General features: G+C 34.4%; 25 protein-coding genes. 20 read left to right on the top strand and 5 right to left on the bottom strand.

Annotation, left to right across the window (positions count from 1 at the left end):
• Positions 1-29: 29 nt before the first annotated feature.
• The 5 genes from NCC77_RS05950 to NCC77_RS05930 all read left to right on the top strand — a co-directional run bounded on the left by NCC77_RS05950 (position 30) and on the right by NCC77_RS05930 (position 4,468).
• The gene (locus NCC77_RS05950; RefSeq protein WP_250834766.1) at positions 30-1,424 is read left to right on the top strand and encodes a hypothetical protein; all 1,395 of its coding nucleotides are present in this window, start codon (positions 30-32) and stop codon (positions 1,422-1,424) included.
• A gap of 157 nt (positions 1,425-1,581) precedes the next feature.
• Positions 1,582-2,718, top strand: coding sequence for an OmpA family protein (locus NCC77_RS05945; RefSeq protein WP_250834765.1), 1,137 nt, complete (start codon positions 1,582-1,584; stop codon positions 2,716-2,718).
• A 186-nt stretch (positions 2,719-2,904) separates the two neighbouring features.
• Positions 2,905-3,423 (top strand): ferritin, encoded by a 519-nt coding sequence (locus NCC77_RS05940; protein ID WP_095930276.1) that lies wholly within the window; start codon positions 2,905-2,907, stop codon positions 3,421-3,423.
• Between the two features lie 83 nt (positions 3,424-3,506).
• Positions 3,507-3,692, top strand: a complete 186-nt coding sequence (locus NCC77_RS05935; protein ID WP_029271150.1) for a hypothetical protein — start codon at positions 3,507-3,509, stop codon at positions 3,690-3,692.
• Between the two features lie 83 nt (positions 3,693-3,775).
• Positions 3,776-4,468, top strand: a complete 693-nt coding sequence (locus tag NCC77_RS05930; RefSeq protein WP_250834764.1) for a DUF2461 domain-containing protein — start codon at positions 3,776-3,778, stop codon at positions 4,466-4,468.
• 320 nt (positions 4,469-4,788) lie between these two features.
• On the opposite strand, the gene NCC77_RS05925 is transcribed toward NCC77_RS05930, so the two are convergent.
• A complete protein-coding gene (locus tag NCC77_RS05925) occupies positions 4,789-5,121 on the bottom strand; it encodes a single-stranded DNA-binding protein (RefSeq protein WP_250834763.1) in 333 nt (110 codons plus the stop codon).
• 177 nt (positions 5,122-5,298) lie between these two features.
• On the opposite strand from NCC77_RS05925, the gene NCC77_RS05920 reads away from it, so the two are divergent.
• Genes NCC77_RS05920 through NCC77_RS05900 form a run of 5 tightly spaced genes read left to right on the top strand, consistent with a single transcriptional unit; the run spans position 5,299 to position 10,902 of the window.
• A complete protein-coding gene (locus NCC77_RS05920; RefSeq protein WP_250834762.1) occupies positions 5,299-6,828 on the top strand; it encodes a bifunctional GNAT family N-acetyltransferase/carbon-nitrogen hydrolase family protein in 1,530 nt (509 codons plus the stop codon).
• Positions 6,825-7,172, top strand: a complete 348-nt coding sequence (locus NCC77_RS05915; protein ID WP_057115356.1) for a hypothetical protein — start codon at positions 6,825-6,827, stop codon at positions 7,170-7,172. Before NCC77_RS05920 ends, NCC77_RS05915 begins: the two co-directional genes overlap by 4 nt.
• Positions 7,173-7,187: 15 nt before the next feature.
• The gene (locus NCC77_RS05910; protein WP_250834761.1) at positions 7,188-9,581 is read left to right on the top strand and encodes a M28 family peptidase; all 2,394 of its coding nucleotides are present in this window, start codon (positions 7,188-7,190) and stop codon (positions 9,579-9,581) included.
• A 29-nt stretch (positions 9,582-9,610) separates the two neighbouring features.
• Positions 9,611-10,480 carry a tetratricopeptide repeat protein gene (locus NCC77_RS05905; protein WP_250834760.1) on the top strand — a complete coding sequence of 290 codons (870 nt, stop codon included), beginning with the start codon at positions 9,611-9,613 and terminating at the stop codon, positions 10,478-10,480.
• A gap of 2 nt (positions 10,481-10,482) precedes the next feature.
• Positions 10,483-10,902: an SRPBCC family protein gene (locus NCC77_RS05900; RefSeq protein ID WP_250834759.1), complete on the top strand. Its 420-nt coding sequence runs from the start codon at positions 10,483-10,485 to the stop codon at positions 10,900-10,902.
• Positions 10,903-11,018: 116 nt separating this feature from the next.
• Here NCC77_RS05900 and NCC77_RS22955 read toward each other — a convergent pair whose 3' ends face one another.
• Positions 11,019-11,144 carry a rhodanese-like domain-containing protein gene (locus NCC77_RS22955; protein ID WP_284705079.1) on the bottom strand — a complete coding sequence of 42 codons (126 nt, stop codon included), beginning with the start codon at positions 11,142-11,144 and terminating at the stop codon, positions 11,019-11,021.
• A 186-nt stretch (positions 11,145-11,330) separates the two neighbouring features.
• Here NCC77_RS22955 and NCC77_RS05895 point away from each other — a divergent pair, with 186 nt between their 5' ends.
• The 8 genes from NCC77_RS05895 to NCC77_RS05860 all read left to right on the top strand — a co-directional run bounded on the left by NCC77_RS05895 (position 11,331) and on the right by NCC77_RS05860 (position 19,819).
• Positions 11,331-12,152 carry an SDR family oxidoreductase gene (locus NCC77_RS05895; RefSeq protein WP_250834758.1) on the top strand — a complete coding sequence of 274 codons (822 nt, stop codon included), beginning with the start codon at positions 11,331-11,333 and terminating at the stop codon, positions 12,150-12,152.
• Positions 12,153-12,281: 129 nt separating this feature from the next.
• Complete coding sequence (locus NCC77_RS05890; protein ID WP_250834757.1) at positions 12,282-12,857, top strand: hypothetical protein; 576 nt, start codon at positions 12,282-12,284, stop codon at positions 12,855-12,857.
• 185 nt (positions 12,858-13,042) lie between these two features.
• Positions 13,043-13,519, top strand: a complete 477-nt coding sequence (locus NCC77_RS05885) for a methylated-DNA--[protein]-cysteine S-methyltransferase (RefSeq protein ID WP_250834756.1) — start codon at positions 13,043-13,045, stop codon at positions 13,517-13,519.
• Between the two features lie 86 nt (positions 13,520-13,605).
• Positions 13,606-14,319, top strand: a complete 714-nt coding sequence (locus NCC77_RS05880; RefSeq protein ID WP_250834755.1) for a 3'-5' exonuclease — start codon at positions 13,606-13,608, stop codon at positions 14,317-14,319.
• A 69-nt stretch (positions 14,320-14,388) separates the two neighbouring features.
• Entirely contained in the window at positions 14,389-15,459 is a 1,071-nt protein-coding gene (locus NCC77_RS05875) for a winged helix DNA-binding domain-containing protein (RefSeq protein WP_250834754.1), read from the top strand.
• 275 nt (positions 15,460-15,734) lie between these two features.
• Positions 15,735-17,174 carry a nucleoside recognition domain-containing protein gene (locus NCC77_RS05870; protein WP_250834753.1) on the top strand — a complete coding sequence of 480 codons (1,440 nt, stop codon included), beginning with the start codon at positions 15,735-15,737 and terminating at the stop codon, positions 17,172-17,174.
• A gap of 217 nt (positions 17,175-17,391) precedes the next feature.
• Entirely contained in the window at positions 17,392-18,138 is a 747-nt protein-coding gene (locus NCC77_RS05865) for a hypothetical protein (protein WP_250834752.1), read from the top strand.
• Between the two features lie 76 nt (positions 18,139-18,214).
• Entirely contained in the window at positions 18,215-19,819 is a 1,605-nt protein-coding gene (locus tag NCC77_RS05860) for a fumarate hydratase (protein WP_250834751.1), read from the top strand.
• A 130-nt stretch (positions 19,820-19,949) separates the two neighbouring features.
• Here the strand turns inward: NCC77_RS05860 and NCC77_RS05855 are convergent, their stop codons facing one another.
• Entirely contained in the window at positions 19,950-20,450 is a 501-nt protein-coding gene (locus NCC77_RS05855; protein ID WP_250834750.1) for a PAS domain-containing protein, read from the bottom strand.
• Between the two features lie 104 nt (positions 20,451-20,554).
• On the bottom strand, positions 20,555-21,637 hold the full coding sequence (gene dinB, locus NCC77_RS05850) for a DNA polymerase IV (RefSeq protein ID WP_250834749.1): 1,083 nt from the start codon (positions 21,635-21,637) through the stop codon (positions 20,555-20,557).
• Positions 21,638-21,777: 140 nt separating this feature from the next.
• Here dinB and NCC77_RS05845 point away from each other — a divergent pair, with 140 nt between their 5' ends.
• Positions 21,778-22,512, top strand: coding sequence for a metallophosphoesterase family protein (locus NCC77_RS05845; protein WP_250834748.1), 735 nt, complete (start codon positions 21,778-21,780; stop codon positions 22,510-22,512).
• A 49-nt stretch (positions 22,513-22,561) separates the two neighbouring features.
• A complete protein-coding gene (locus NCC77_RS05840; protein WP_250834747.1) occupies positions 22,562-23,089 on the top strand; it encodes a DUF6646 family protein in 528 nt (175 codons plus the stop codon).
• 101 nt (positions 23,090-23,190) lie between these two features.
• Here NCC77_RS05840 and NCC77_RS05835 read toward each other — a convergent pair whose 3' ends face one another.
• Complete coding sequence (locus tag NCC77_RS05835) at positions 23,191-25,974, bottom strand: M4 family metallopeptidase (protein WP_250834746.1); 2,784 nt, start codon at positions 25,972-25,974, stop codon at positions 23,191-23,193.
• Positions 25,975-26,277: the final 303 nt, after the last annotated feature.

The following is a 26,277-nucleotide window of genomic DNA, read 5'->3' as shown; positions in this document are numbered from 1 at the left end:
ATCGGAATGATTTTTGCGCCCAAAAACATATGAAGCGAATTTTTCTTTTTTTGTTTTTTATCTCTAGTTCTGTTTTGTTAAGCCAAACAGTGCTGACTTCTTATGCAATAGATTTAAAAAACCAAATTGGCCAATCTGAAATTATGATTGGTGAAAATACCATTACTCATGATGTTTTTCTTTTTGCTGCCAGTGCAGATAGCCTTTCGATATTAAAGTACAATAGTGCTTTATTTCTTAGAGATAAATTTGTTACCAATCGTCAGTATACTCAAAACAGATCTTTAATGGGGTACAGTTTCAGCGACGATGGAAATCCTACTTTATATTGGTTTTCGAAAGAAGACAAATCAATTATTTTAATTAAATATTATCTGGAAAACAAAACCTCGAGAGCATTAAAATTTCAGATTCCGCTTGAAGAGAATTCGCTAATAACAAATTATCAGAGAGACAACAACTTCTATTTGTTGATGAAAGATCGAACAAAAGAGGCTTTGATTGCTTTTATTTTTAAAAACGGAATGGCCGAACAAAAGTTTTTAGATTTTAGCGCTTTCAAATTTATAGATCAGAAAAACCAGCCTAAAACATTTCATCAAATTTTGTTTGAAAATCCAATAGAACTGATGGGATCTGGCGAATATAATCCGTTGTATAAGGTTACTGCCAAAAGTAAAATTTATACCCTTCCTAATCGTTTGATTCTAACTTTAGATCAAAATTTTAGAAAAACGCAATTGTTTGATATTGATTTAGAAAATCTAGAAATAAAAGAAAAGACCTTTTTAAAACCCGTTGGAGATAAAAACCCAAAAACGTCTAATTCTTATTATCACGAGAATAAATTATATCAAATTAATCTTAATGCCGATGAGCTTTTGCTTGACATCAAAGATTATGGATCTGGTGAATCGATAAAGTCTTTTGCGGTTTCAAAAAAAGACACCATTCGTTTTAGCAATTCCCCATTACTAATGCAAATTGAAGATCGTGAGCCAAGAAAGTTAAAGAATACAGCGAAATTTTTAAAAGCTTTATCTTCTCTTGACGCCGGAGTTTCGGTTTATAAAAACGAGAAAAATCTGTTTATCACTCTAGGAGGAAGCGGAAGAGATTTTAATACGGTATCTATTAATGGCTTTAATTTTAGTGATCCTTTTGGAGATTTTCCTTCAAACAATTATTACAATGTTGAGACCAATTATTCTGTTTTTTTTGAAAGTATCTGGACCAAAAAACTAGAACCAACACAAGAAACACACGAGCCTTTTGCGACAGATAAAATCTTCTACTTTTTAGATTCCCATCGAGAAGCAGTTCTTCCTAATTCTGTTAAACTAAGTAATTACAGCATTTTAACTTATTACGATATGGTTGCGAAACAGCTTGTTCTTCGCAAATTTACTGACGGATTTAATTAAATCAATTCGTTGATAAAGCCTGTTTACTTTTATTTCCTTATTTTTTTTATCACTTCGATTTTGCCAATTACCCTATTTTAATACTTTTTTGGCTTTAAGGGAAAGTTTTTACTTACAATTTGTTGTTGTTTTGGACAATATTTAAAATTAAGAAACAATGAAAAAAATTGTAATGACTCTTGCATTTGCCCTGGCTTTAACAGGAGTACATGCGCAAACAGAAAACAATAGCAGCTATAATAAATGGTCTGTAGAATTAGCTGGCGGACTAACTAAACCTCAACGATCATTTTCAGCAGGTTACTCAACAAGTACTCCAAGTCCTTGGGTTGGCGAAGTAGGAGTTCGTTATATGTTCAACAACAAATTTGGTTTAAAGGCCGATTTTGGATACAACAGTTTTACTTCAAAAAGCAACTCTATCGATTTTGATTCAAAAAACTACAGAGTAGATTTACAGGCTGTTGCTAACTTAGGCCGTATCATGAATTTTGAAACGTGGACAAACACTTTAGGTTTATTAGGACATGCTGGTTTTGGTTATGGTCAATTAAGAAGTGATAACTTTAAAGGAGCAGATGAAGTGGGTAACTTTATTGCCGGTGTAACGGGACAAATAAAATTATCAAACAGAGTTGCTTTAACTGGTGATTTCTCTACTATTTTGAATGCATCACAAGATCATACCTTTGACGGAGCTTATGTAGCTCAAAACAGAGGTTTCTCAGGATTGATTTTTAATGGTACAATTGGTTTAAATGTGTACTTAGGGAAAAATGCAAAACATGCAGACTGGACTGTAACTTCAAGTGAAGGTAACAATGTGGATATTTCTGGTTTAGAAAGCAAAGTAGCAGATCTTGAAGCACAAATCAAAAAAATACCTGCACAAAAGGAAGTAGTAGTTGAAAAACAAATAAACACTCCTCAGGCAACTGATAATGAATTAATCAGAAGAATGATTAATGACAAATATTACAGTGTTTATTTTGATTTCAATAAAACAACTCCAATCGAGAACTCAACAGCTGCAATTGACGTTGTGTTAAATTACTTAAGAAAAAACCCTTCTGCATCTCTAGACCTTGTTGGTTATGCTGACCAAGTTGGAAAAGCTGAGTATAATGAAAAATTATCTTACACTAGAGCTACTAACGTAAAAACAATTTTCGAAAAAGCTGGAATTGCTTCTTCTCGTTTAAATGTTGTTGCAAATGGTGCAGATACATCAATTCAAAAAGATTCTGACGAAGCTAGAAGATTAGCTAGACGAGTTACTTTTATTGTAAAATAATTTCTTTTTAATACTTGATTCGAAAGTCCTTAAGATTTTTTCTTAGGGGCTTTTTTTATGCTATACAACTAAAGCCTAACTTCTTACTATTATTTCACTTACAGTTAATCAAAGAGTCTAATGTTTTCGAGCTTTAGAAAAATGAAATGAATAATTTTGCTTAATTTTACAAAAAAGACACTTATTATGTTAGCAAAAAATATTGAATCGGCTTTAAACAAGCAAATCCGCATAGAAGCAGAATCTTCGCAAACTTATCTTTCTATGGCTTGTTGGGCTGAAGTACAAGGATTAGAGGGAATTGCTCAATTTATGTACACACAGTCAGATGAAGAGCGCGCACATATGCTTAAACTAGTTAAGTATGTAAACGAACGCGGAGGTCACGCTCAGGTTACAGATCTTAAAGCACCAAAAACAACTTATACTACTTTCAAAGAGATGTTTGAGGAGCTTTACAATCACGAACTTTTTGTTTCGCAATCTATCAACGAATTAGTGCACATCACTTTTGAAGAAAGAGATTATGCTACGCACAATTTCTTGCAATGGTACGTTTCTGAACAAATTGAAGAAGAAGCTACAGCTAAATCGATCTTAGATAAAATCAACTTAATTGGTGATGATAAAGGCGGACTTTATTTGTTTGACCGTGATATCCAGCAATTAACAGTTACAAGTTCAATCGCTATCAATCCTAAATAAAAAAGTTAAAATTTATTTAGAACATTTAAAAATAACTTTTTTTGGTTTATATTTGTCTCTGTTTTTAAAATTCAGAGGAAAAAGTGAGCAAGAAAGAAAAAGACAAGGACAAAAAAAAGGATAAAAAGAAAAAGAAAAACAAAGACATCCTTGATAAAATTAAGAAGATTGAAAACTGTAAATCTTCTTGCTGTGAGAAATATAAAAAGAGCGAAAAGAAACGCTGCTCACGCTGTCCTATGTTTGACTTATTCAAAAAAACTGCTTAATACAATATAGAAAAACCCATCAGATTTCTCTGGTGGGTTTTTTAGTTTTAAATTGCAGTCACTTTCGATTTTTAAATTCAATTATGGAAAACACCGTTACAATTCCCAAATCTAGTCTTGACTTTTTAGTTGAACTGAAAAAGAACAACAATAAACCTTGGTTTGAAGAACATAAACCACAATATTTAATAGAGCTCAATCATATTGAAAATTTTGCAGGCGCTTTATTGAAGGAACTTTCCAAAACTGATGTTTTAGAAAATGCTTCGGGCAAGAAAAGTGTTTACAGAATTTATCGAGACATTCGTTTTTCTAAAGATAAAACTCCTTTTAAACATTATTGGGGAGGAAGTTACACACGAGCAACTGCAGCAAGACGTGGCGGTTATTATTTTCATCTGGAAAAAGGAAACAGCTTTTTTGCCGGTGGTTTTTGGGGACCAAATGCCGCAGATTTAAAACGGATAAGAAACGAATTTGCTCATGATCCCGAAACCTTTCAAGAAATATTAAATTCAGATTCTTTCAAAAGCAATTTTGGCACTTTGCAAGGAGAACAGCTCAAAACAAAGCCAAAAGGTTTTGATGTTGATCATCCTGCCATTGATTTGCTTCGTTTCAAACAATTCTTGGTCATAAAACGTTTTACCGATGAGGAAGTATTGAGTCCGAAATTTTTAGAAATGGCTTTGGACGCTTTCAAAAATATGAGACCTTTTTTTGATTATATGAGTGAAGTGCTTACTACCGATGCTAATGGTGTTTCGATTTTATAAAAACAATTTCCAGTAAAATATTAAACCCTACAGGTTTTGGAAACCTGTAGGGTTTAACAAATCATTTTCTGCGCATAAAAAATCATTCCGTAGGAATGTCTCATCGGTAGAATTCGATTTGAATTGCCGTGTTACGTTCCGTAGGAACCTTTGATTGATTACATGGATATATTATTTCGCAAAACAGGTGTCCCTACCGGACACTACACAAACAAAATCATTTTTTTTATACCGACAAGATATTCCTAACGGAATATTTTTTTTATAGCAAACCCGACAAGTTTTGGAAACCTGTCGGGTTTTACTATTTCGCAAAAGCGTTATTTACTTAGAAGTAAAATTTCATTTACCACAACCTCGGTTATATAACGTTTCTCTCCGTTTTTATCATCATAGCTTCTGTGTGTCAGTTTTCCTTCAACAGCGATTTCTTTACCTTTTACGACATACTTTTCTATAAGTTCTGCGGTTTTTCCCCAAGCAGTTATTCGATGCCACTCCGTTTGTTCTACTTTCTCGCCTTTATCATTTCTATAAACCTCATTTGTTGCGATCGTAAGGTGTGCTAGTTTTCTACCGCTTTCTAATGTTTTAATTTCTGGATCATTTCCAACATTCCCAATTAACTGAACTTTGTTTCTAATTGCACTCATGGCGTATACTATTTTAATGTTACTATTAAATTGAATCGTTTATTAAATTCAACATGGCAAAGATGCGAAAGCTCAGACGAGACAGTCGGTTATTAACTATTTACTATCGACTGTAACTATTTGTAAGCGTTTGTAAATGGAAATTGTTTTTTGTATATTTGAGATAAATCTTACGATATGCAGGCAAAAATTAAAAAAGTAGAGTTACGAAATCTTGAAATAGAAGATTATAAGCAATTAAAAAAATCGATGATCGAATCGTATCCAGAAATGGCCGATTCTTATTGGAGATCTGAGGATATAGAAAGACTTCTTTCAATATTTCCAGAAGGACAGCTGGTGATTTTGGTTGACGGAAAAGTTGTTGGCTCTGCCCTATCTCTTATTGTTGACGAAAAATTAGTAGAAAAAAGACATAATTATCAGCAGATTAGTGGCGATTATACCTTCTCAACCCACAATCCGAATGCTGAAATTTTATATGGAATAGATGTTTTTATTCATCCAAATTATAGAGGCTTGCGTTTAGGGCGTCGTTTGTACGATGCAAGAAAAGAGCTTTGCGAACAATTGAACCTTAAGGCGATTGTTTTTGCAGGAAGAATTCCGAACTATAGAGAACATGCCAAAAAGATGTCTCCAAAAACTTATATCGAAAAAGTACGCACTAAAGAATTATACGATCCTGTTCTTTCTTTTCAGTTAAGCAACGATTTTCACGTTTTGAGAGTCATCAAAAATTACCTTGAAGGAGATGAAGAATCGAAAGAATTTGCGGTTCTATTGGAATGGAATAATATTTACTATGATGATAGTCCGAAGCTGATTAATTTGAAGAAAAACATTATTCGCTTAGGATTAATTCAGTGGCAGATGCGTCCGCTTAATAATGTTGAAGCGCTTTTTGAACAAGCCGAATTTTTTATTGACGCCGTTTCAGGCTATGGTTCTGATTTTGCTTTATTTCCAGAATTATTTATTGCGCCTTTAATGGCCGATTACAATCACTTGTCTGAAGCAGAAGCCATTCGTGAACTGGCTCGTCACTCTGATCCTATTAGAAAAAAGTTTCAAGAATTTGCCATTTCATACAATATCAACATTATTACTGGAAGTATGCCTTATCTCGAAGGCGGAAATCTCTATAATGTTGGTTTCTTATGCAAAAGAGATGGGACATCAGAAATGTATACCAAAGTTCATATCACACCAAACGAAGTTATCCATTGGGGAATGAAAGGCGGATCTCAATTTAAAACCTTTGATACCGATTGCGGTAAAATCGGAATTTTAATCTGCTATGATGTTGAGTTTCCAGAACTTTCTAGACTTTTAGCAGATGAGGGAATGAATATTTTGTTTGTACCATTTTTAACAGATACTCAAAACGGGTACACTCGCGTAAAACATTGTTCGCAGGCACGCGCCATCGAAAATGAGTGTTATGTAGCCATAGCAGGTTGCGTTGGAAATCTTCCGAAAGTAAATAATATGGATATTCAATATGCGCAGTCTTCTGTATTTACGCCATCCGATTTTGCTTTTCCAAGTAACGGAATCAAAGCAGAAGCTACGCCAAACACCGAAATGACCCTAATTGTTGATGTTGATTTAAACTTACTGAAAGAACTTCATGAACATGGAAGCGTAAAAACATTAAAAGACAGAAGATCAGATCTTTATGAAATTAAAAAATTGAATTCATGAAAACATGCCTCGAATGCTCAGCCAAAATTGTTGGCAGAGAAGACAAGAAATTCTGCTCAGACAGTTGTCGAAATGCCTACAATAACAAAATAAATAAAGATAGTACGAATTTCATGCGAAATATAAACAACAAGTTACGCAAAAATTACCGTATTTTGGCAGAGTTAAATGTAGACGGAAAATCGAAAGCTTCGAGAGATAAATTACTAACAAAAGGTTTTGATTTTGAGTTCTTTACAAACATTTTACAGACCAAGACAGGAAATACATATTATTTCTTGTACGATCAAGGCTATCGTTCCTTGGACAATGATTATTTTATGCTTGTTAAAAAAGAAATATAGTTAGTATTTATTACCATGAGAAAAAACCCCACCTCAATTCTAGCCATAGTCTGCGTTTTAGCCCTACTTGGCATTATATACGCCACGATGATGCCGCAAGGAATCTCTAAAGATGACGAAGCGCTTGCTGAATTTTCGACCGAAAGAGCCTTAAATCAGGTCGAGATTATTGCACAGAAACCGCACTATGTAGGATCAACCAATCACGAACTTGTTGCCAATTATTTAAAGCTAGAATTAAACCGAATAGGTTTAGAAACGAGTGTCCAGGAAGGTTTTACGTTAAACGATAAAGGTCTTTTGGTAAAGTCAAAAAATATTTTGGCTCGAATTAAAGGAACTAACAATACAAAAGCGCTTTTACTTCTTTCTCATTATGATAGTGCGCCACACTCGTTTTCAAAAGGCGCAAGCGACGATGCTTCTGGAGTCGCTACCATTTTAGAAGGTGTTCGTGCCTTTTTATACTCAAAACACCCTCAAAAAAACGATATTATCATATTATTCTCTGATGCTGAGGAATTAGGTTTAAACGGCGCTGCTTTATTCGTAAACAAACATCCTTGGGCAAAAGACGTTGGTTTGGTTTTAAACTTTGAAGCAAGAGGAACTTCTGGACCAAGCTACATGCTGATGGAAACCAATAAAGGAAACGAAGCTCTAATTAAGGAATTTACCAAAGCAAAACCTTCCCATCCCGTTTCCAATTCGTTGATGTACAGTATTTACAAAATGCTTCCTAACGATACCGATTTAACTGTTTTTAGAGAACAAGGAAATATTCAAGGTTTTAATTTTGCATTTATCGATGGGCACTTTAACTATCATACGCAACAGGATGATGTTCAGCATCTAAACAAAAACACATTGGCGCATCAAGGCACTTACATCATGCCTTTGATAAAATACTTCTCTAATATTGATTTAAACCAAACCGAGTCTACAGAAGACGATGTTTATTTCAACGCTCCTTTTACTTTCATCAGTTATCCGTTTACTTGGGTAATGCCAATGACACTTATCGCTTTTGGCTTATTGGTTATTTTCATTTTCGTTGGAAAAGTAAAACGCATCATTACTTTCACAGAAATTTTTAAAGGTTTTGTTCCGCTTCTCGGATCACTTATAATTGCAGGATTGGTAACGTTTTTAGGATGGAAACTTGTTCTTGAAATCTACCCGCAGTATTCTGATCTTCTAAACGGATTTACTTATAACGGTCATGCTTACATTGGCGCTTTTGTTACGTTAAGTACTGCAATCTGTTTTGCTTTTTACCATCATTTTTCTGAGGCAAAAACTACGATGAACCATTTTGTGGCGCCCTTACTGACTTGGATTATTATCAATGCCTTTTTAGCAAATAGCTTAACAGGTGCAGGTTTCTTAATTATTCCGGTTTATTTTGGAATCTTATTATTCGGAATCTTTGTCTTTACACAACATTACAGTTTAGGAATGAATTTAATATTTTCTATTCCTGCCCTAGCAATTGTTGCACCTTTCATTGTAATGTTCCCTGTTGGTTTAGGTCTTAAAATATTGTACGGAAGTGCTGTTCTAACCGTTCTTTTGTTCGGATTATTACTTCCGATATTTGGAGCATTTGCAAAAAAAGGAGCTTGGATCGTTGTTTTCTTCCTTTCTTCTATGGCATTTTTCATTTACGCGGGATACAATTCTGGTTACGAACATGGTAAAGCAAAATCGAATAGTTTATTATATGTTTACAATGCAGACAATAATTCGGCTGTTTGGACCACATACGATACTAATTTGGACGAATGGACTAAATCTTATTTAGGTGAAAACAATCAAAAAGCAGTTGGATTAAATACGCTTCCTCTGGCAAGTAAATACAATACAACGTTTACCTATAGCGCTATTGCTCCGGTTGTTGAAGTTCCGAAACCAACAATTCAGTTTTTAAGAGATAGTGTAATTGGAAATAATAGATATCTAAAAATCAAAATTACTCCAAACAGAAAAGTAAACCGTTACGACATTTATGCTAATCCGAAAATGACGTTCTTTAACTTTAAAGCAAATGGAGTGGCAACTTCTGGCGAAAAAGGAAATCGTCTGCAAAGAGAAGACAGCAAAATTTTATGTTATTATGTTGCAGGAAATGAACCGCTTGAAATGGAATTCTACATCAATAAATCGTCTATTTTTGATATGGATTTAATCGAAAGTTCATTCGATTTAATGAGCAATCCGCTATTGAATGTTAAACCAAGAAATGATTGGATGATGCCAACACCATTTGTTTTAAATGACGCCATTTTAATACAGCAGAAAATCAAAAGATATGTTCCGCCAGTAAAACCTATCGAGCCTGTTGTGCCAGTAGATAGTTTGGCGGTAAGTAAAGATACTTTGAAACCGGCAGTTGTTAAACCAGAATAAGAAAATCACTCTAACCTTAATCATTTAAAATGAAAAAAAACTTTTCGTTATTTTTAACTTTTAGCGGCTTTTTAGCAATGAATGCACAAACCGTTGAAGAAAAAATCGCCACAAAAGCATGCGAGTGTTTAGAAAAAAGTTCAAAAGTTACTGAAGATGTTTATAGAGATTGTCTAACTAAACCAATGAGCGAACTGATCTTGACAGATAAAGATCCTAAAGTTAGAGAATCAATAAATACAGTTGAAGGCATTCAGAGCATGATTCTGAAAGTTCAAGGGGTCATTTCAAAAAAATGTCCAAATCTGGTTCCAGAATTAACGGAAAACAAAGACGATGTTTTTTATAGCAAATCAAAAAACCAAAACGCACAGAACTCTTATGTAATTGCCAAAGATTTTATGCGCCAGAACAACTATAAAATGGCTATTGAAAGTTTTCACCTAGCTTTAAAAGAAGATCCAAATTTTGTTCTTGCTCTTGATGACATGGCGGTTTCTTACAGACAGTTAAACGATTATGATAATGCCATTAAATATTACAAAAAATCGCTCGAAATTTATCCCGAAGGAAATTTTGCTTTGATGAATATTGGTGTTGCCTATACTTTTAAATCTGATTATCAAACTGCGATAAGTTATTATGAAAAGCTGATTCAATATCATCCAGACAATGCTGAAGGCTATTTTGGTGCTGGAAAAAACTATTTTATGCTGAAAGATGATGAAAAAGCGTTGGATAATCTTTTTTTGGCCCATATCATTTATACCAATGAAAATTCTGAATATGCAAAAGATTCAGAACAGCTTATAGGTGCTCTTTACCAGAAAATGAAATCGGAAAACAAAGAGGATGTATTCAAAAAAATTGCGGAGAAAAACAACATTAAAATTGAATAAACATGGCAACAAATATTTCTATAATCGTTTTAAATGCATCAGTTGAAAAAGTATGGAATGCATTAACACAACCAGAATTAGTCAAACAATGGCAATACGGAAGCGATTTGCTTACGACTTGGAAAACTGGAAGCGAAATCAGATTTAGAAATGAATGGGATGGTCAAGTTTTTGAACAATGGGGAACAGTTTTAGAAGTTGTTCCAAATCAGAAAATCAAATACTCTCTGTTTTTTCCAAGACCTGGTTTAGAAGATAAACCGGAGAATTATTTTATAATGAATTATGTTTTGACTGAAGAAAATCAGAAAACAAAACTTGAAATAATTCAAGAAGATAATCGTCTAGGCGCAATTCAAGAAGAACCGCAAGGCGAAGAGAATCCGATTTTACTAGGCTTAAAATCTTTAATTGAATCGTAAAATTTATCCTCAGAAACATCAAGATAAAAAGCACTATTTTCATAGTGCTTTTGTTTTTTAAGATATGTTGAAAAAACTTTGCGCCTTTGTTTCTCTGAACCTTTACAACTCAAAAATCAACAAGCGCATTCTATTTTCAATCCTTGCTTTTCGACTTTTGTACCTTCGGTAGCATATCCGTCGATTTTCCACCATTCTAGTCCACCAATTAGTTCTTTTACTTTAAAACCTAATTTAGTCATATTCAAGGCGCAAAAGGAAAAGACAAAGTCCGATTTACTTTAACTTTGTAAATCTTTTTTGTTTCACGCAGATTCAGCAGATTTAAATAACTATCTGCGGATATCAGCTTAAACCTTTTTAAATCTGCTTGAAACAAAACCTTTGCAACTTTGTAACTTTGTAACTTTGCACCTTAAAAGAAAAAAATGACAAAAATTAGTATACTTGGCTGTGGCTGGTTAGGACTTCCTTTAGCAAAAACATTAATTGCAACAGGTAATTCGGTAAACGGGTCAACAACTTCAGAAAATAAACTTTCAATTTTAAAAGACGCGGGAATAAATTCGTTTTTAGTAACTGTTGAAAGCGAAAGTGTTTCTGAAAATACCACTAATTTTTTAGCGGAAAGCGAAATCTTAATCATAGACATTCCTCCAAAATTAAGAGCCAATCAAAGTTTCTCAACTCCGCTCGAAATGACATTTGTAAACAAAATCAAGAATTTGATTCCGTTTATAGCAAAATCAACGGTTAAGAAAGTCCTTTTTGTAAGTTCAACATCGGTTTATGGAGATGAAAATGGTTTGGTAACAGAAGAAACGAGTCCAAATCCAGATACTGAAAGTGGTAAACAGTTAGTTTTAGCTGAAAAGCTTCTTCAAGAAAATCAAAACTTCGACACTACAATTCTGCGTTTCGGCGGATTAATTGGTGAAGATCGTCATCCTGTAAAGTTTTTAGCCGGAAAAGAAAACCTAGATAATCCTGATGCTCCAATCAATTTAATTCATCAAAACGATTGTATTGGCATTATTGACGAAATCATAAATCAATCCAAATGGAATGAAGTTTTTAATGCCGTTGCACCTTTTCACCCAACAAGAGAAGACTATTATACTCAAAAAGCAATTGAAATGAATTTGCCAGAACCAAAATTCAGTTCTGAAAAATCAAATATTAAAAAAGTAGTTTCTAGCGAAAAGATTGAAAACTATTTGAACTATAAATTTTGTTTAGACAATTATTAAATTCTAAGATATCCAGCTTGGTAAAGTTAAAATCCTAATTTAAACTTAAAATGATATAAATACATCTTATTGAGGCTATTAAAGACACGTCCATGAAACATTTTTGCAAAAAATTTTAAAGCGAAAATCATGTCAATGGAACACAAATCATTTTTGTTTAATACATCAGCCTTCACAAAAGAATTATCAGAAATTATTCTTACTGCCGGAGAAACAGATAACGAAAAATTGCTAATTTCTTTTATAAATCAAAATTTAAACGATTTAAAGTCGCCTTATTCGGGAGAAGAACTTACAGTTGAATGGATAGAAGAGTTAGAAACCGAAGATATTCAAGAACTAGCAGATTTTGCAATGACAAAATATTATAATCCTGATGAAGAATTAGGGTTATCTTATAGCTGGGAATTATTATTAGAGTCATTTGATGAATTAGACCTTAAGTTTAATAATGAATATTATATACTTGGCAAATCATTAGATTCTGAAAAATTTACTCTAGACCCAGGCAGAATGGGACTTGGTTTTATTGACTCTCAGCAAATTTCTAGCATTCATAAAGAACTAATAAGTTTAAAACAAAACTTCATAAATATCTTCGAGACTGAGAGCTTAGATAAAGAAGTTATCCAAGCTTATGAAGAATTAATTGAGATTTACGAAGAAGCCAAAGAATCAAACTGTGGACTATTAATGACTTTTTAATTGATTCTTTATCCTTCTAGACTTAACAGAGTCAAGGATATATTATTTTCACAAGCCTTCGACTTCGCTAAGGGTGACAATCCTTTAAAGCGTTATACAAAAACTTAAATTACTTACATGATTTAAAAAAACTTTGCGAACTTTGCGATTGACCTTTGCTTCTATACGGTTATAACTCATAAATCATGGAAACAGTTTTCATCAATTCGCCTCTCGGAATCACCAAAATCATTGGAGATGAAAACGGTATTTCGGTAATTTCTGTTTCCGATGTTGGAACAAATGAAGTTTCTAAGGAAATTCCAGCCGTTTTGCAAGAAGCCGTTTCGCAATTGAATGAATATTTTGAAGGGAAAAGAACCGATTTTGATCTTAAACTAAATCCGCAAGGAACCGGATTCCAGCAGAAAGTCTGGAAATCTCTTTTAGAAATTCCTTACGGAAAAACGGTTAGTTATATGGATCAGACCAAGAAATTGGGCGATGTAAAAGCAATTCGCGCCGTAGCATCAGCAAATGGTAAAAACCCACTTTGGATTGTGGTTCCCTGTCACCGCGTTATTGGCACAAATGGGTCTTTAACTGGATATGCTGGCGGATTGTCACGCAAAAAATGGCTTTTAGAACACGAATGTCCGTCCGCACAACAAAGTTTATTCTAATGATTTTCAAATAGTAAGAATTTTACGCATATTTGTAAAATATAAAAATACAAGTCTAATTATCTAATATCTAAGAAGTCTGAAAAATGATTGAAAAAGTAAACCTCAATAACATTTTATTTCTTGATATAGAAACCGTTCCTGAAGAAGAGAATTTCAATTCGCTTGACGCGGAGATGCAATCGCTTTGGGATTTGAAAACACAATATCAGCGAAAAGACGAATTTTCTCCAGAAGAATTTTACGAACGCGCCGGAATCTGGGCCGAGTTCGGAAAGATAATCTGCATCTCAGTTGGCTTTTTTACCATCAAAGGAGACGTTCGAAATTTTAGAGTGACTTCTTTTTTTGGTGAAGAAAAGAAAATCTTAAAAGACTTTTCGAATCTGGTTAACAATCATTTTAATCAACCTCAACATTTGCTGTGCGGACATAATTCGAAAGAATTTGATATTCCGTTTATTGCCCGAAGAATGATCATTAACCAAATGCCCATTCCCGACAAATTGAATTTGTTCGGTAAAAAACCTTGGGAAATTCCGCATCTGGATACTCTTGAATTATGGAAATTTGGCGATTATAAACATTTTACTTCGCTAAAATTGCTTACCAAGATTTTGGGAGTTCCTTCACCAAAAGGCGATATTGACGGAAGCCAGGTTGCTCACGTCTATTATGTCGAAAAAGACATTGATCGAATTATTACGTATTGCGAAAAAGACACCATTGCTGTTGCGCAGATTTTTCTTCGATTGCGACGAGAGGATTTGTTAATTGATGATGAAATTATTCATGTTTAATTAGAGGTACAAAAGGTCAAAGTTGCAAAGAAACAGAGGTTTAAACTTATAATCTTTAATTTTATTTAAATGATTCATTCCGAAATTTCACATTATCGTATGGTTTCTCAGAAGCTTTATCAGGAAAATCTAAGTTCTCCTCAAGAAATTGTAAAGCATTTTGGTGCTATGCAAGCTCAGGATTATACTATGGCAAAATGGGCAATTGGTTCTCGTTGTAGTTCAAGCGAAAAAGAAATAGAAGAAGCCATAAATTCAGCTCAAATTATTCGAACTCATATTCTGCGTCCAACTTGGCATTTTGTTTCTCCTGATGATATTTATTGGATGCTGGAGCTTTCTTCGCCACAAGTAAAGCGCCTTTTTGCTACTATGGCTAAAGAGCATGGTTTTGATGAAAAGAAATTCGATCAAGTCAATGCCGCCATAGAAAAACTTCTAGCAGGAAATAATCATTTAACACGAGAGGAAATCATGCAGGAACTTAACATTCACAAAAAAGCTGGAGATTTATCCCCTGTTATTGTAATGATGAATGCCGAATTGGATGGTTTAGTTTGCAATGGTAAAATGAAAGGCAAACAAATTACTTATGCGCTGCTGGAAGAAAGAGTTTCTAAACCAAAAACCAAATTGTCAACAGAAGAAGCATTAGCCAAACTTGCCTTACGCTATTTTGAAAGTCATGGTCCAGCAACAGTGCATGATTTTTCATGGTGGTCAGGATTTCCTGCTACAATATGCAAGAAAACAATTAACGCAATAGAGTTGCAATTAGAGGGTATTAGTATTGACAATCAACAATATTGGTTCAAAAAAGGGCTAAGAGATGAGGGAAATTTTCGCGAAAGCTTACATTTTCTTCCCGCTTTTGATGAGATTTTAATTTCGTACAAAACGCGTGACGCTTCTTTTAGTACCGAACATCAATCGAAAGTTTTTACCAATAATGGCATCTTTAAACCCATAATTTTAGAAAACGGAAAAGTAATCGGAATCTGGAAACGAACCATAAAAAAAGATCACGCCAAAATTGAAACGGAATTTTTTAATGAAACCGAAAGTTCAAAAAAGGAAATTTTGTTTGAAGGAATTAAAGCTTTTGAAACCTATTTGGATACCAAAGTTGTGATTGTGTAGTACATTTTAAAAAATAGATAAATTAGATTTTGCCCTGCTTGGGCCTTTTTAATTATAACCTGATCGATTTCTATAAATATTTCGCTCTTCCAGAGCTATTCATCTGACTAAAATTCAAAAAAAGCTCCGGAAGAACAAAATATTTATAGCAAATGAAATTTCCCTATTTCAAAAAGCCACAGCTGGGCGACATATAAACTCAAATTACCGTTTCATTACATAAAATCTTTATGCTTATTATTGCTAAATAATTACATTTACAAAAAATTACAATTATGGTATTAAGCAGATTTTGGTTAGCGATTTTTATTTCTTCGATTGTTTTTATTGTAGTCAGTTTGTTTACTGCCAACACGTATACTATTGATTCTATTTTGAATGGAAAGAAAGACGATCCAATTTTGGTTTCTGAAAAATACGTCGAAGAACTTCCTGCTTTCTTAAAAGACAGCATTAAAAAAGCGCCAGATCAGACCATGATTATCAATCGTGATACGCTTAATGCCGACACTACTTACGTTTACAAAAACAAAACCGTAAAAATTTACAGCGGACTTCAAAAATCTGATGGTTTATTGCCCACTTGTAAAAGCACTTTGGTCGATCTAATTTTGCCTCTTATTGCTTATTTAGCTTTTTTCTGTGGTTTGATGGAACTTTTAATCGTTTCTGGAGCTTCAGGAAAATTGGCCAAAGCTTTAAGTCCGGTTTTTGTGAAAGTTTTCCCGAGTATTCCTAAAAATCACCCTTCGATATCCTACATGACTTTGAATTTTGCTGCCAATTTCTTGGGATTAGATTCTGCTGCAACGCCATTCGGATTGAAAGCAATGGAAAGTTTACAGGAAATAAACCCCGAAAAAGACAAAGCGAGTGATGCGCAAATCATGTTTATGTGCCTTCATGCTTCTGGTTTGACTTTAATTGCAACTTCAATTATTGGTTACCGTGCTGCGGCAAACGCTAGTAATCCCGCCGATGTTATGTTGCCTTGCATTATAACTTCATTTATCGGAACCATTGCAGCTTTCCTAATTGTGGGAATCAAACAAAAAATCAATTTTAAAAGTGCTTCGCTTCTTATTGGTTTGATGGTTCTAATTGCTGCAATTGTAAGTTTATTGATGTATGTGAATCATTTGGACTTAATCGGAAAAAACTATTTTACTTCTAACCTTTCTGGATTAATCTTAATTGCCATTATTGCATTTACTCTAATTTTCTCATTCATACATGAAAAAAAATTCAAAGAGGCAGAAACCACTGTTTTCGACACTTTTGTAGTTGGCGCCAATAACGGAGTTAAAACTGGAGTTACCATTTTTCCTTATGTTTTAGGAATGCTGGTTGCAATCTCGCTGTTCAGAAACAGCGGTTTATTCGAAATTATCAGCGATGCAATCGGGTTTGTCTTTTCGAATTTAGGTGTAAGCAAAGAAATTACTAATGCGCTGCCAGTTGCGATGCTTCGTCCATTTAGTTCTGCAGGTTCAAGAGGTTTTCTAATCGATTCGATGAATACCTTTGGAGCCGACTCTTTAACTGCAAGATTGAGCAGTATTTTCCAATGTAGCGCCGAGAGTACTTTCTACGTAATTGCGGTTTACTTTGGATCTGTAAACATCAAAAACACTCGTTACGCTTTGGGTACAATGCTTTTGGTAGATTTAATCTGTGTGATTACAGCGATTTTTGTAGCGACTTGGTTTTTTTAAAAAATTAAGAACATTTTTTTCTCCTTAAAAAAAACAATCTAAATACCTTTATTACAAAGAATAAAGACTAATTAATTAAAGTTTTAAAAGAAGCCTTGAAAGTAATTAAACTTATTTTTCAAGTGCTTCTTTTTCTTTTTTCTTCAAAAAAATCTCATAATTTTATACTTTAGAGGTTTCGCTAGAATTAAAAAAACAATTAAATATCTCCCCAAAGATGAAAATCCACACTCTATTTTTCTCCCTACTTATTTTTATCGGATGTCAAAAAACAAAACCAACAGATGCTGCGCCACCAATAGCAGAGATAATTGAACCACAAGAGACATTAGAGGTTTCTGCTGATGAAAAGATCATTAAAACCGATACCGTAGCCATTTACACAGACGGAACAGAATCTTCTACAGATTTTATCCTGGCGCATTTGGTAGATCAGCAAGCAGACAAGGACAGTATCGTTACGGTAAAATACCGATTAGACTTTTATCAAAATAAAACCAAAACAGCATCTTCTAAAGTTGCTATAAAAGGTTTTGAGAAAGGTTCTGAGTGGACGGCTTCTTACGGATTAACATCTGAAACTTCTAAAAATTCGCCATTCATACAAATCACCGTTGGATTTCCTGCTTGTGGTTATTCGCATGACAACTACTTGTATTATCTAAAAAACAGCGGATTACAATTGGTACACCAATGGAGCTCTATGACCGACAGCGGTTGGGGTAGCTGGGTTGAAATCGTAAATCCTTCTACCAAATCTGAACCTAAATCCTTTTATTGCAAAACTGTTGCGTTTATACCTGCAGACGAAGATGAAAACATGGATATGGGCATCCTTAAGCACTCAGACTCCATAGCTTTTGAATTAAAAGATAATAAATGGAAAAAGATGTTACTGTCTGCCAAAGACAAACCATACTTCGAAAAAAAGATGACGTTTGATCAATTTAACGCTGCAGAGTAAAAAACATCTGCACAAGAGTCCTAATTCAAATTCTTTCTTAGGTAAATAATTTCTAAATTTGTAAAAAAACAAAACAATGATCGATTTTATATACCAAGATCCTTATCCGATCTTAAAGGATGATACGCAGTATCGCAAAATCACTTCTGATTTTGTGAAAGTAGAACAATTTGGAGAACGTGAAGTTTTAACCGTTGACCCAAAAGGTTTAGAATTATTGGCTGAAGAAGCTTTGACAGATGTTTCGTTTATGCTAAGAACAACGCATTTACAGAAACTAAGAAAAATTCTTGACGATCCAGAAGCAACAGACAATGATCGATTTGTAGCTTACAACTTGCTTCAAAACGCTTCTGTCGCTGCTGAAGGTCAGTTGCCGAGCTGTCAAGATACTGGAACTGCGATTGTAATGGCTAAAAAAGGCGAAAGTATTTTTACTGGTGTTGATGATGCAGAGTGGTTAAGCCGTGGTATTTTTAATACGTATCAAAAAAGAAATTTACGTTATTCTCAGATTGTTCCGATTTCGATGTTTGAAGAGAAAAATTCAGGATCAAATCTGCCAGCACAAATTGATATTTATGCTAAAAAAGGAACTTCTTACGAATTTTTGTTCATGGCAAAAGGTGGAGGATCTGCAAACAAAACATACTTATACCAACAAACAAAGTCTTTGTTGAATGAAAAATCATTAGATGAATTCATTCGCACAAAAATTAAAGATTTAGGAACTTCTGCTTGTCCTCCATATCACTTAGCTTTAGTAATTGGCGGAACTTCTGCCGAAGCCAACTTAAGCGCTGTTAAAAAAGCTTCTGCTGGATATTATGACCACCTTCCAACTTCTGGAAACATGGCGGGCCAAGCTTTCCGTGATTTTGAATGGGAAGAAAGAGTTCAGAAAATCTGCCAAGAAAGTGCTATTGGAGCGCAATTTGGAGGAAAATATTTCACGCACGATGTTCGTGTAATCCGTTTGCCTCGTCACGCAGCTTCTTGTCCGGTCGGACTTGGAGTTTCTTGCTCGGCAGATAGAAATATTAAAGGAAAAATTACTAAAGACGGAATCTTTGTTGAGCAATTAGAAGTAAACCCAAAACAATTTTTACCAGAAACAGCTCCACATTTAGAAGCTCCTGTTGAAATTGATTTAGATCAGCCAATGGCAGATATTTTGGCTAAATTATCTCAATATCCAGTTAAAACTCGTTTAAAACTAAACGGAACTGTAATTGTTGCCCGAGATATTGCTCACGCAAAAATCAAAGAATTGTTAGACGCTGGAAAACCAATGCCAGAGTATTTCAAAAATCACCCAGTGTATTACGCCGGTCCTGCAAAAACTCCAGATGGAATGGCTTCAGGAAGTTTCGGACCAACAACTGCTGGACGTATGGACGTTTATGTGGATGAATTCCAGAAAAATGGCGGAAGTATGATTATGCTGGCAAAAGGAAACCGTACCAAACAAGTTACTGATGCTTGCAACAAATACGGCGGATTCTATTTGGGTTCTATTGGAGGGCCTGCTGCGATTCTGGCTCAAGATAATATCTTAAAAGTAGAAGTTGTTGACTTTGAAGAATTAGGAATGGAAGCTGTTCGTAAAATTACCGTTAAAGATTTCCCTGCTTTTATTATTACAGATGATAAAGGAAATGATTTCTTTGCTAACTTATAGGGGTCTTTGCCGCAAAGGCACTAAGCCACAAAGTTTTTTATAAAAATAAAGCTATCCCTAACGGATAGCTTTATTTTTTTCTTCTCTTTAAAAAACATCTTTGCGTCTTAGTGCCTTTGTGGCAAAATAACTACGCGCTTATGTCTTGTTTTTCGAAGGCTATAAAATGAGATATTTCACCTTTCAGGTTATAAACTGGCGAAGCATCGATTTTACATTTATAGGTTTGACCGTTTTTTCTATAATTCTCGATGGTTTTGGCAAAGGGAATCTTCTTTTTTACGGCATCTCTAATTTCCTTTAAATCCTTTTCTGAAGTTGCTGGGCCCTGAAACATCTTAGGCGTTTTTCCTAAGATTTCTTCTTCTTTGTAACCCGTCATTTTTTTTATTCCGCTTGACGCGAAAACTATTTTCAAATCTAAATCGGTTATTAAAACCACTTCATTTTTGATTCTTTCCTGAATATTGAGCGTTTTTTCATCCCAGATAAACTCATCTGAGATTTCGCTTACCCTTTTTAAATCAGTGCTTAATGCTTTTAGCTCATTTAGATATTCGTAGTGAAAATCCCAAGAAAGAATTGGAACTGAATTTCGCTGTAACGGATCGTCGGAATTTCTATTTTTCATACAAAATCAATTCAGAAGACAGATATCATCTTTTTACTCAAAGATAGCAGAAAAATCTTGCTATTCATAATCTAGACCTTATTTTAAACTTTTCAAAATTGTTATTAAAAAGTAAATTTAAGCTGTACTACCACCGCTTTTTTCACCTCATTATTCAAATTGCTCAACGAAATTCCGAGCAATCGTACAGAATCTTTCATTTTTTCCTGATACAATAATTCCTCAACGTTTTCCATAATCAGACTTTTATCGGAAATAAAATAGGGCAGCGTTTTACTTCTCGTCTGTTGTGAAAAATCGCTGTATTTGATTTTGAGCGTGATCGTTTTTCCAGATATGTTATGCCTTTGAAGACGTTTCTCTAGCGAAGTTGCAATACGCTCCAACTGCTGCATCATAAAAATCTCCGAAGACAAATTCACATCAAAAGTGTGTTCTGCAGCAACAGATTTGGTAATTCGTGAAGATTTTACTTCGCTATTATGAATACCTCGAACCACATGATAATAAAATGTTCCCGATTTTCCGAAGTGCTTTTCTAAAAACTCCAGAGATTTGCTTTTCAAATCGGTTCCAGTAAAAATTCCGAGCTGATACATTTTTTCTGTAGTTACTTTTCCAACTCCGTAAAATTTACGAATGGGAAGATCCTCCAGAAAAGCTTCTACCTCGTCGGGATTTACCGTTTTTTGTCCGTTTGGTTTGTTATAATCGCTGGCAATTTTAGCCACAAATTTATTGATCGAAATTCCAGCCGAAGCGGTTAACCCTACTTCATTAAAAATTCTTTGTCTAATTTCCTGTGCCAAAAGGCTTGCGCTAGGATTTCCTTTTTTATTTTGAGTAACGTCCAAATAGGCTTCGTCAAGCGAAAGAGGCTCGACTAAATCGGTATAATCATGAAAGATTTTATGAATTTTGGATGAAATTTCTTTGTAACGATCAAATCTCGGTCTGACAAATATAATTTCTGGACAGTATTTTTTGGCCAAAGCCCCACTAAGAGCGCTTCGCACACCAAACTTTCTAGCTTCGTAACTTGCCGCCGAAACTACACCGCGATTTTCAGAACCTCCAACTGCAACCGGTTTGCCTCTTAATTCCGGATTGTCCATTTGTTCTACAGATGCGTAAAATGCATCCATATCAATATGGATAATTTTGCGATATGTTGGTGTTTCAGACATTTTGCAAATTTACTGAGGAAAAACAATAAAAAAGTATTGTAAGTAGTTATAAATCATATCAATTTTTAAAGAATCTGAATTCGATGAGTTCAAACCAATTATTCTTTCTATTTTTGTTCTTCTACTCGAAAAATTAAATAATGCGAACATTTGTTATAGGTGACATTCATGGCGGATTACTTGCACTTGAACAAGTACTCGAGAGAGCCAACGTTACCACAGAAGATACTCTAATTTTTTTGGGCGATTATGTTGACGGCTGGAGTCAGTCTGTTGAAGTGATCGACTATTTGATTGATTTAAAAAGCAAACAAAACTGCATCTGCATACGAGGAAATCACGATCAGCTGGCTTTGGACTGGCTCGAAAACAGGCATGATGATTTTGACGAAGAAATGTGGTACAAACATGGCGGAAAAGCTACTGTTGAAGGTTATGCTAAAATTTCTGAAGAGAAAAAGAAAGCGCATATCGAATTTCTAGAAAATCTTCAGGATTTTCATCTTGACGACCAAAATCGTTTGTTTGTTCATGCTGGCTTCACTAATTTAAATGGTGTAAAATGGGAATATTTTTCTAAACTATTTTATTGGGACAGAACCCTTTGGGAAACAGCACTTTCATTAGACCCCAAATTAAAAGAAGACGATTTACACTATCCAAAAAGATTTACCGTTTATAAGGAAGTTTATATTGGCCACACGCCTGTTACCCGAATAGGAGAAACGGTTCCTGTCAACAGAGCTTGTGTCTGGAATGTAGATACAGGCGCAGCATTTAGAGGTCCGCTTACGATTTTAGATGTTGACACGAAAGAATACTGGCAAAGTGAACCACTAAACGAACTCTATTTTAACGAAAAAGGTAGGAATTAATTTATTTAAAATTTACATTTGCTACCCAAATAATTAATATTAAATTTTTATGAAAAAGGTTATTACACTTGTATTTTTAGTGACATTCGGATTTGTTAATGCTCAAGAAGCTTTTAAAGGAAAGGGAGATATTAAAGTAAACGTAGGAGCTAATTTACAAGATGGTGGTTCTGGAATTCAAGGTTCTGTTGATTTTGGTTTAGGAGAAAATTTCTCTTTTGGTTTTGTTGCCAACTACATACTAGGATTTGATAATTTTAACGGTTTCTACCACGGCAGCACAAATCCTTACCGTGACGCTGAGCCAGATTTCTCTGATCGTTTTGATGCAAAAGCAAGAATCAATGCTAACTTATCTAGCGTAATTGGTGTAAAAGAATTGGATGTTTACCCTGGATTAAGCTTAGGTTTACATAATTTCGGCGGACACGTTGGTGGGCGTTATTTCTTCACTGATGGATTTGGTGTTTTCACAGAAATCGGATTCCCAATTGCAAAATACGGTTCAAACAATGATCCTTTTTATCATTTGAATAATCAAGCTACTTTTAGTTTAGGAGCTTCATTTAATTTATAGTTTTTAAAATTTCTAAGATACTGAGATCCTAAGTTTCTAAGATTTTGAAAAAGAAAAACCGCCCAAGTAGGCGGTTTTTTACTTTTTATAGTATTATTATTTTATTTTTTAGCGAATTTCTTAACGATTCTTTTTGTACCGTTGTTCAATTCTATAAGATAAATTCCTGTACTTAGTTGACTTACATCTATAGGGCTTTCAGAAAGTTCACCATTACTAATTTGCTGCCCTAAAACATTTGTAATTCTAAATGTATATCCTTTATTGTTTAGAAATGAAACATTTAGCTCATTTGTAACAGGATTTGGATATAATACAAATTCAGAATTTTCATTAGTCTCTATCAATCCCGCAACAAGTTCTTCATTCACAATTGCTCCTGAAGCTGTTATGTTTATCGAATAATCTTCGACTTGTCCATAAGAAAAACTTTCGCAAGATGTTGGAACTCCATTGTATTTCATAGAAACTCTAAGTCTTGTTGTCCCAAGAGTTGCCGTTGCCGGAATTGTAATAGTTCCAGATGCCGAAGTTGCTGTTGATGTAGCTTTTGTCCAAACCGTTTCACCAGAATCGGCAAAATCACCATCTTGATTGTAATCTATAAATACAGCATATCCTTCACTGTAAACTGTAGATGTCCAGCTCGGTGTGATCGTAATTGTATATGCAGTTCCTCTTGCTGCATTTGTCGAAATTGCGGTATAATTTTCATAACCCGCTGTTCCTGTAGATGTATTATTGATTGTTCCAAATACAACTTTACCAATTCTTTCGTCTGCTGTACTATTCCCCTGAGATGTACAATATGCTAGTGCGGCAGAAGTAGTTGTAACATTAACTGTGTTACTCGCTGTCGAAACATTTCCTGCAGCATCTTTAGCTTTTACACTAAAGCTATAAGCTGTTAATGCTGTTAAACCAGTTACGGTATAACTAGTTGTTGTAGAAGAACCTTTTAATGTTGTTCCTTGGTAAATATCATACCCTGTAACAGCAACATTATCTGTTGATGCTGTCCACGATAAATTAGTCGTTGTTCCTGTAGTACCCGAAGCTGCAAGACTTGTTGGAGCTGTAGGCGCAACAGTATCACTAGAACCTACATAAGCAGCGCCAATACCTACTGCATAAAAAGCATTGGTTGTTGCTATAACTTCAGCCGAACCTGCACCATACAAATCTATTGCAGATTGTATTCCCGATGTCCTTGCATTTGCATAAGTAGAATTTGCGGTTAAATACACACTCTCTAAACGATAGGCAATTTTTGCTGCTTTATCAATAGTAATACCAGTCACATTATAGGTGCTTCCAATATCATTTGTTCCTGATTTACCAACTGATAAAATATAAAACCAATGATTCAGAACTCCAGAATTGGTATGAACGCCGCAATAATCATTACTACTAGTTGGTGTACAGCTTTGGCTCACCCAATTAGTTCCTCCATAAGTATCTGGTTGCCCCTCAGATTTTGGATTACTCATAGAACGCAAAGCAAGATGACCAGTTCTTCTTTCAATATCTTCTCCCACTAACCATGTTGATTTTGTTGGTGCAGCACGATATTCGATACAAGCTCCCCAAATATCAGAGAAACCCTCATTCATTGCCCCCGATTCTTTTTGATAAGCAAGATTTGCTGTATAAGTACAAACCGCATGCCCTATTTCATGTCCAGCAACATCTATTGACGTCAAAATATCAAACCCTCCTGTTCCTGTTCCGTCACCATAGGTCATAACGCTTCCGTTCCAGAATGCATTATTATTATTTGGATATCCAGCAGCTACTAAATTGTAGTGAACATAACTTTTAATTTTTGCTCCAGCATTGTCATAACTGTTTCTTCCATGAACAGCAGACCAATAGTCATAGGTCATTTCAGCACCCCAATGTGCATCTAAAGCTCCATTATCTTTATTTGTATTATTATACTCTGCAGCTGTCCAGTTATTGTCAGCATCTGTAAAATTGGTTGTTGGGTATGTCGCTGTTCTGGCAGAATTATAGGTTTGAATTCCATTTCCTCGAGTTCCATCAGATAAAATATAAGAAGATCCGCTTAGAGTAGTCTGAATCGTCTGAGTTCCGCTGTAACGTGTCGCTGCATTTGCTGCAACAATGGCAACTTTTGCATTAGATGCTACCTCTTGCTTTGCTTTCGCAGATTCCAATTTCCCTCCGTGACTATGTTCTCCAAGGTGTTTTATTGTAGCATTATAAAACAAAACATTTCCGGTTTCAGCATCGATATAGAGATCACCTCTGCTCAACGGATTCGTAGCATAGATATCAAACTTATAAGCCAATCTAACTTTGTCTGATTTTCTATCCTGTCCTTGTTCTTCCATATCTGGCAATAAAACCAATTCCCCCTTTGGTTTTTCATAATCCATTGCAGCAGCATCTTCGGGTTTTTCCCATAAGTATTCTTTTGCTCCCGTGTAAGCAATCGCTTTAGCAAATGCATCCTGACTTGATAATTTTGGAGTAGTTTTTACATTATTAAAAGCATAAAACTCACCATTCATAGAAACTAATTTACCTTCTTTAGAATGTAATGTATAATTGGCAAATTCTACTTTAATTCCCTGTTCATACAACTGAAACTTTTCATGAGTAAACCCCTCTCTATCTGATTCGGTTTTAACTCTCAAAAAAGACTGATTATCTTTTAGTCCAAGTTGCTCTTTAAAAACAGTATTGTAATCGGTTCCCTTGTAGGTAGATTTATCACTAAAAGTGATTAGACTCGGTTGTCCATTTTCTGATAAATTTTTCTGACTTATCCGCTTGTCTGTATTCTGAGCAAATACAGGCGCTGAAAATGTAAGAATAATAACGGCTGACGCCATAATCTTAAGTAATTTTCTTTCCATAATAATGTGGTATTTAATTTTGGTTAAATGGATTACAAACAAAATATTTAATGTAGGTAAATACTTTATTTTTGTGTAAAAATATTTTATTTATGTTATATAATCGATTAAATATGTCGTTAATCGATAAAACGCAACATTTTTTACATTAATTCCATTTTTATTTAACAAACCATAACAATCCCGTAAGAAAATGCCTTAAAAAATAATTATTTGATTGATTAATAGTTATTTATATTTAAAAATAAGTTTTTGAATCTACTATAGTTCATTAAACAATAGCTGTAAATCCTCTTGTTAATT

The organism is Flavobacterium tyrosinilyticum (assembly GCF_023656565.1).
Classification (GTDB): domain Bacteria; phylum Bacteroidota; class Bacteroidia; order Flavobacteriales; family Flavobacteriaceae; genus Flavobacterium; species Flavobacterium tyrosinilyticum.
This window is presented reverse-complemented; position numbering and strand designations above follow the sequence as displayed.

What these genes read in the sequence shown, in the direction of transcription:
- NCC77_RS05950 (WP_250834766.1), top strand. Translation starts at nt 30, where the DNA reads ATGAAGCGAATTTTTCTTTTTTTGTTTTTTATCTCTAGTTCTGTTTTG.
- NCC77_RS05945 (WP_250834765.1), top strand. Translation starts at nt 1,582, where the DNA reads ATGAAAAAAATTGTAATGACTCTTGCATTTGCCCTGGCTTTAACAGGA.
- NCC77_RS05940 (WP_095930276.1), top strand. Translation starts at nt 2,905, where the DNA reads ATGTTAGCAAAAAATATTGAATCGGCTTTAAACAAGCAAATCCGCATA.
- NCC77_RS05930 (WP_250834764.1), top strand. Translation starts at nt 3,776, where the DNA reads ATGGAAAACACCGTTACAATTCCCAAATCTAGTCTTGACTTTTTAGTT.
- NCC77_RS05925 (WP_250834763.1), bottom strand. Translation starts at nt 5,121, where the DNA reads ATGAGTGCAATTAGAAACAAAGTTCAGTTAATTGGGAATGTTGGAAAT.
- NCC77_RS05920 (WP_250834762.1), top strand. Translation starts at nt 5,299, where the DNA reads ATGCAGGCAAAAATTAAAAAAGTAGAGTTACGAAATCTTGAAATAGAA.
- NCC77_RS05915 (WP_057115356.1), top strand. Translation starts at nt 6,825, where the DNA reads ATGAAAACATGCCTCGAATGCTCAGCCAAAATTGTTGGCAGAGAAGAC.
- NCC77_RS05910 (WP_250834761.1), top strand. Translation starts at nt 7,188, where the DNA reads ATGAGAAAAAACCCCACCTCAATTCTAGCCATAGTCTGCGTTTTAGCC.
- NCC77_RS05905 (WP_250834760.1), top strand. Translation starts at nt 9,611, where the DNA reads ATGAAAAAAAACTTTTCGTTATTTTTAACTTTTAGCGGCTTTTTAGCA.
- NCC77_RS05900 (WP_250834759.1), top strand. Translation starts at nt 10,483, where the DNA reads ATGGCAACAAATATTTCTATAATCGTTTTAAATGCATCAGTTGAAAAA.
- NCC77_RS22955 (WP_284705079.1), bottom strand. Translation starts at nt 11,144, where the DNA reads ATGACTAAATTAGGTTTTAAAGTAAAAGAACTAATTGGTGGACTAGAA.
- NCC77_RS05895 (WP_250834758.1), top strand. Translation starts at nt 11,331, where the DNA reads ATGACAAAAATTAGTATACTTGGCTGTGGCTGGTTAGGACTTCCTTTA.
- NCC77_RS05890 (WP_250834757.1), top strand. Translation starts at nt 12,282, where the DNA reads ATGTCAATGGAACACAAATCATTTTTGTTTAATACATCAGCCTTCACA.
- NCC77_RS05885 (WP_250834756.1), top strand. Translation starts at nt 13,043, where the DNA reads ATGGAAACAGTTTTCATCAATTCGCCTCTCGGAATCACCAAAATCATT.
- NCC77_RS05880 (WP_250834755.1), top strand. Translation starts at nt 13,606, where the DNA reads ATGATTGAAAAAGTAAACCTCAATAACATTTTATTTCTTGATATAGAA.
- NCC77_RS05875 (WP_250834754.1), top strand. Translation starts at nt 14,389, where the DNA reads ATGATTCATTCCGAAATTTCACATTATCGTATGGTTTCTCAGAAGCTT.
- NCC77_RS05870 (WP_250834753.1), top strand. Translation starts at nt 15,735, where the DNA reads ATGGTATTAAGCAGATTTTGGTTAGCGATTTTTATTTCTTCGATTGTT.
- NCC77_RS05865 (WP_250834752.1), top strand. Translation starts at nt 17,392, where the DNA reads ATGAAAATCCACACTCTATTTTTCTCCCTACTTATTTTTATCGGATGT.
- NCC77_RS05860 (WP_250834751.1), top strand. Translation starts at nt 18,215, where the DNA reads ATGATCGATTTTATATACCAAGATCCTTATCCGATCTTAAAGGATGAT.
- NCC77_RS05855 (WP_250834750.1), bottom strand. Translation starts at nt 20,450, where the DNA reads ATGAAAAATAGAAATTCCGACGATCCGTTACAGCGAAATTCAGTTCCA.
- dinB (WP_250834749.1), bottom strand. Translation starts at nt 21,637, where the DNA reads ATGTCTGAAACACCAACATATCGCAAAATTATCCATATTGATATGGAT.
- NCC77_RS05845 (WP_250834748.1), top strand. Translation starts at nt 21,778, where the DNA reads ATGCGAACATTTGTTATAGGTGACATTCATGGCGGATTACTTGCACTT.
- NCC77_RS05840 (WP_250834747.1), top strand. Translation starts at nt 22,562, where the DNA reads ATGAAAAAGGTTATTACACTTGTATTTTTAGTGACATTCGGATTTGTT.
- NCC77_RS05835 (WP_250834746.1), bottom strand. Translation starts at nt 25,974, where the DNA reads ATGGAAAGAAAATTACTTAAGATTATGGCGTCAGCCGTTATTATTCTT.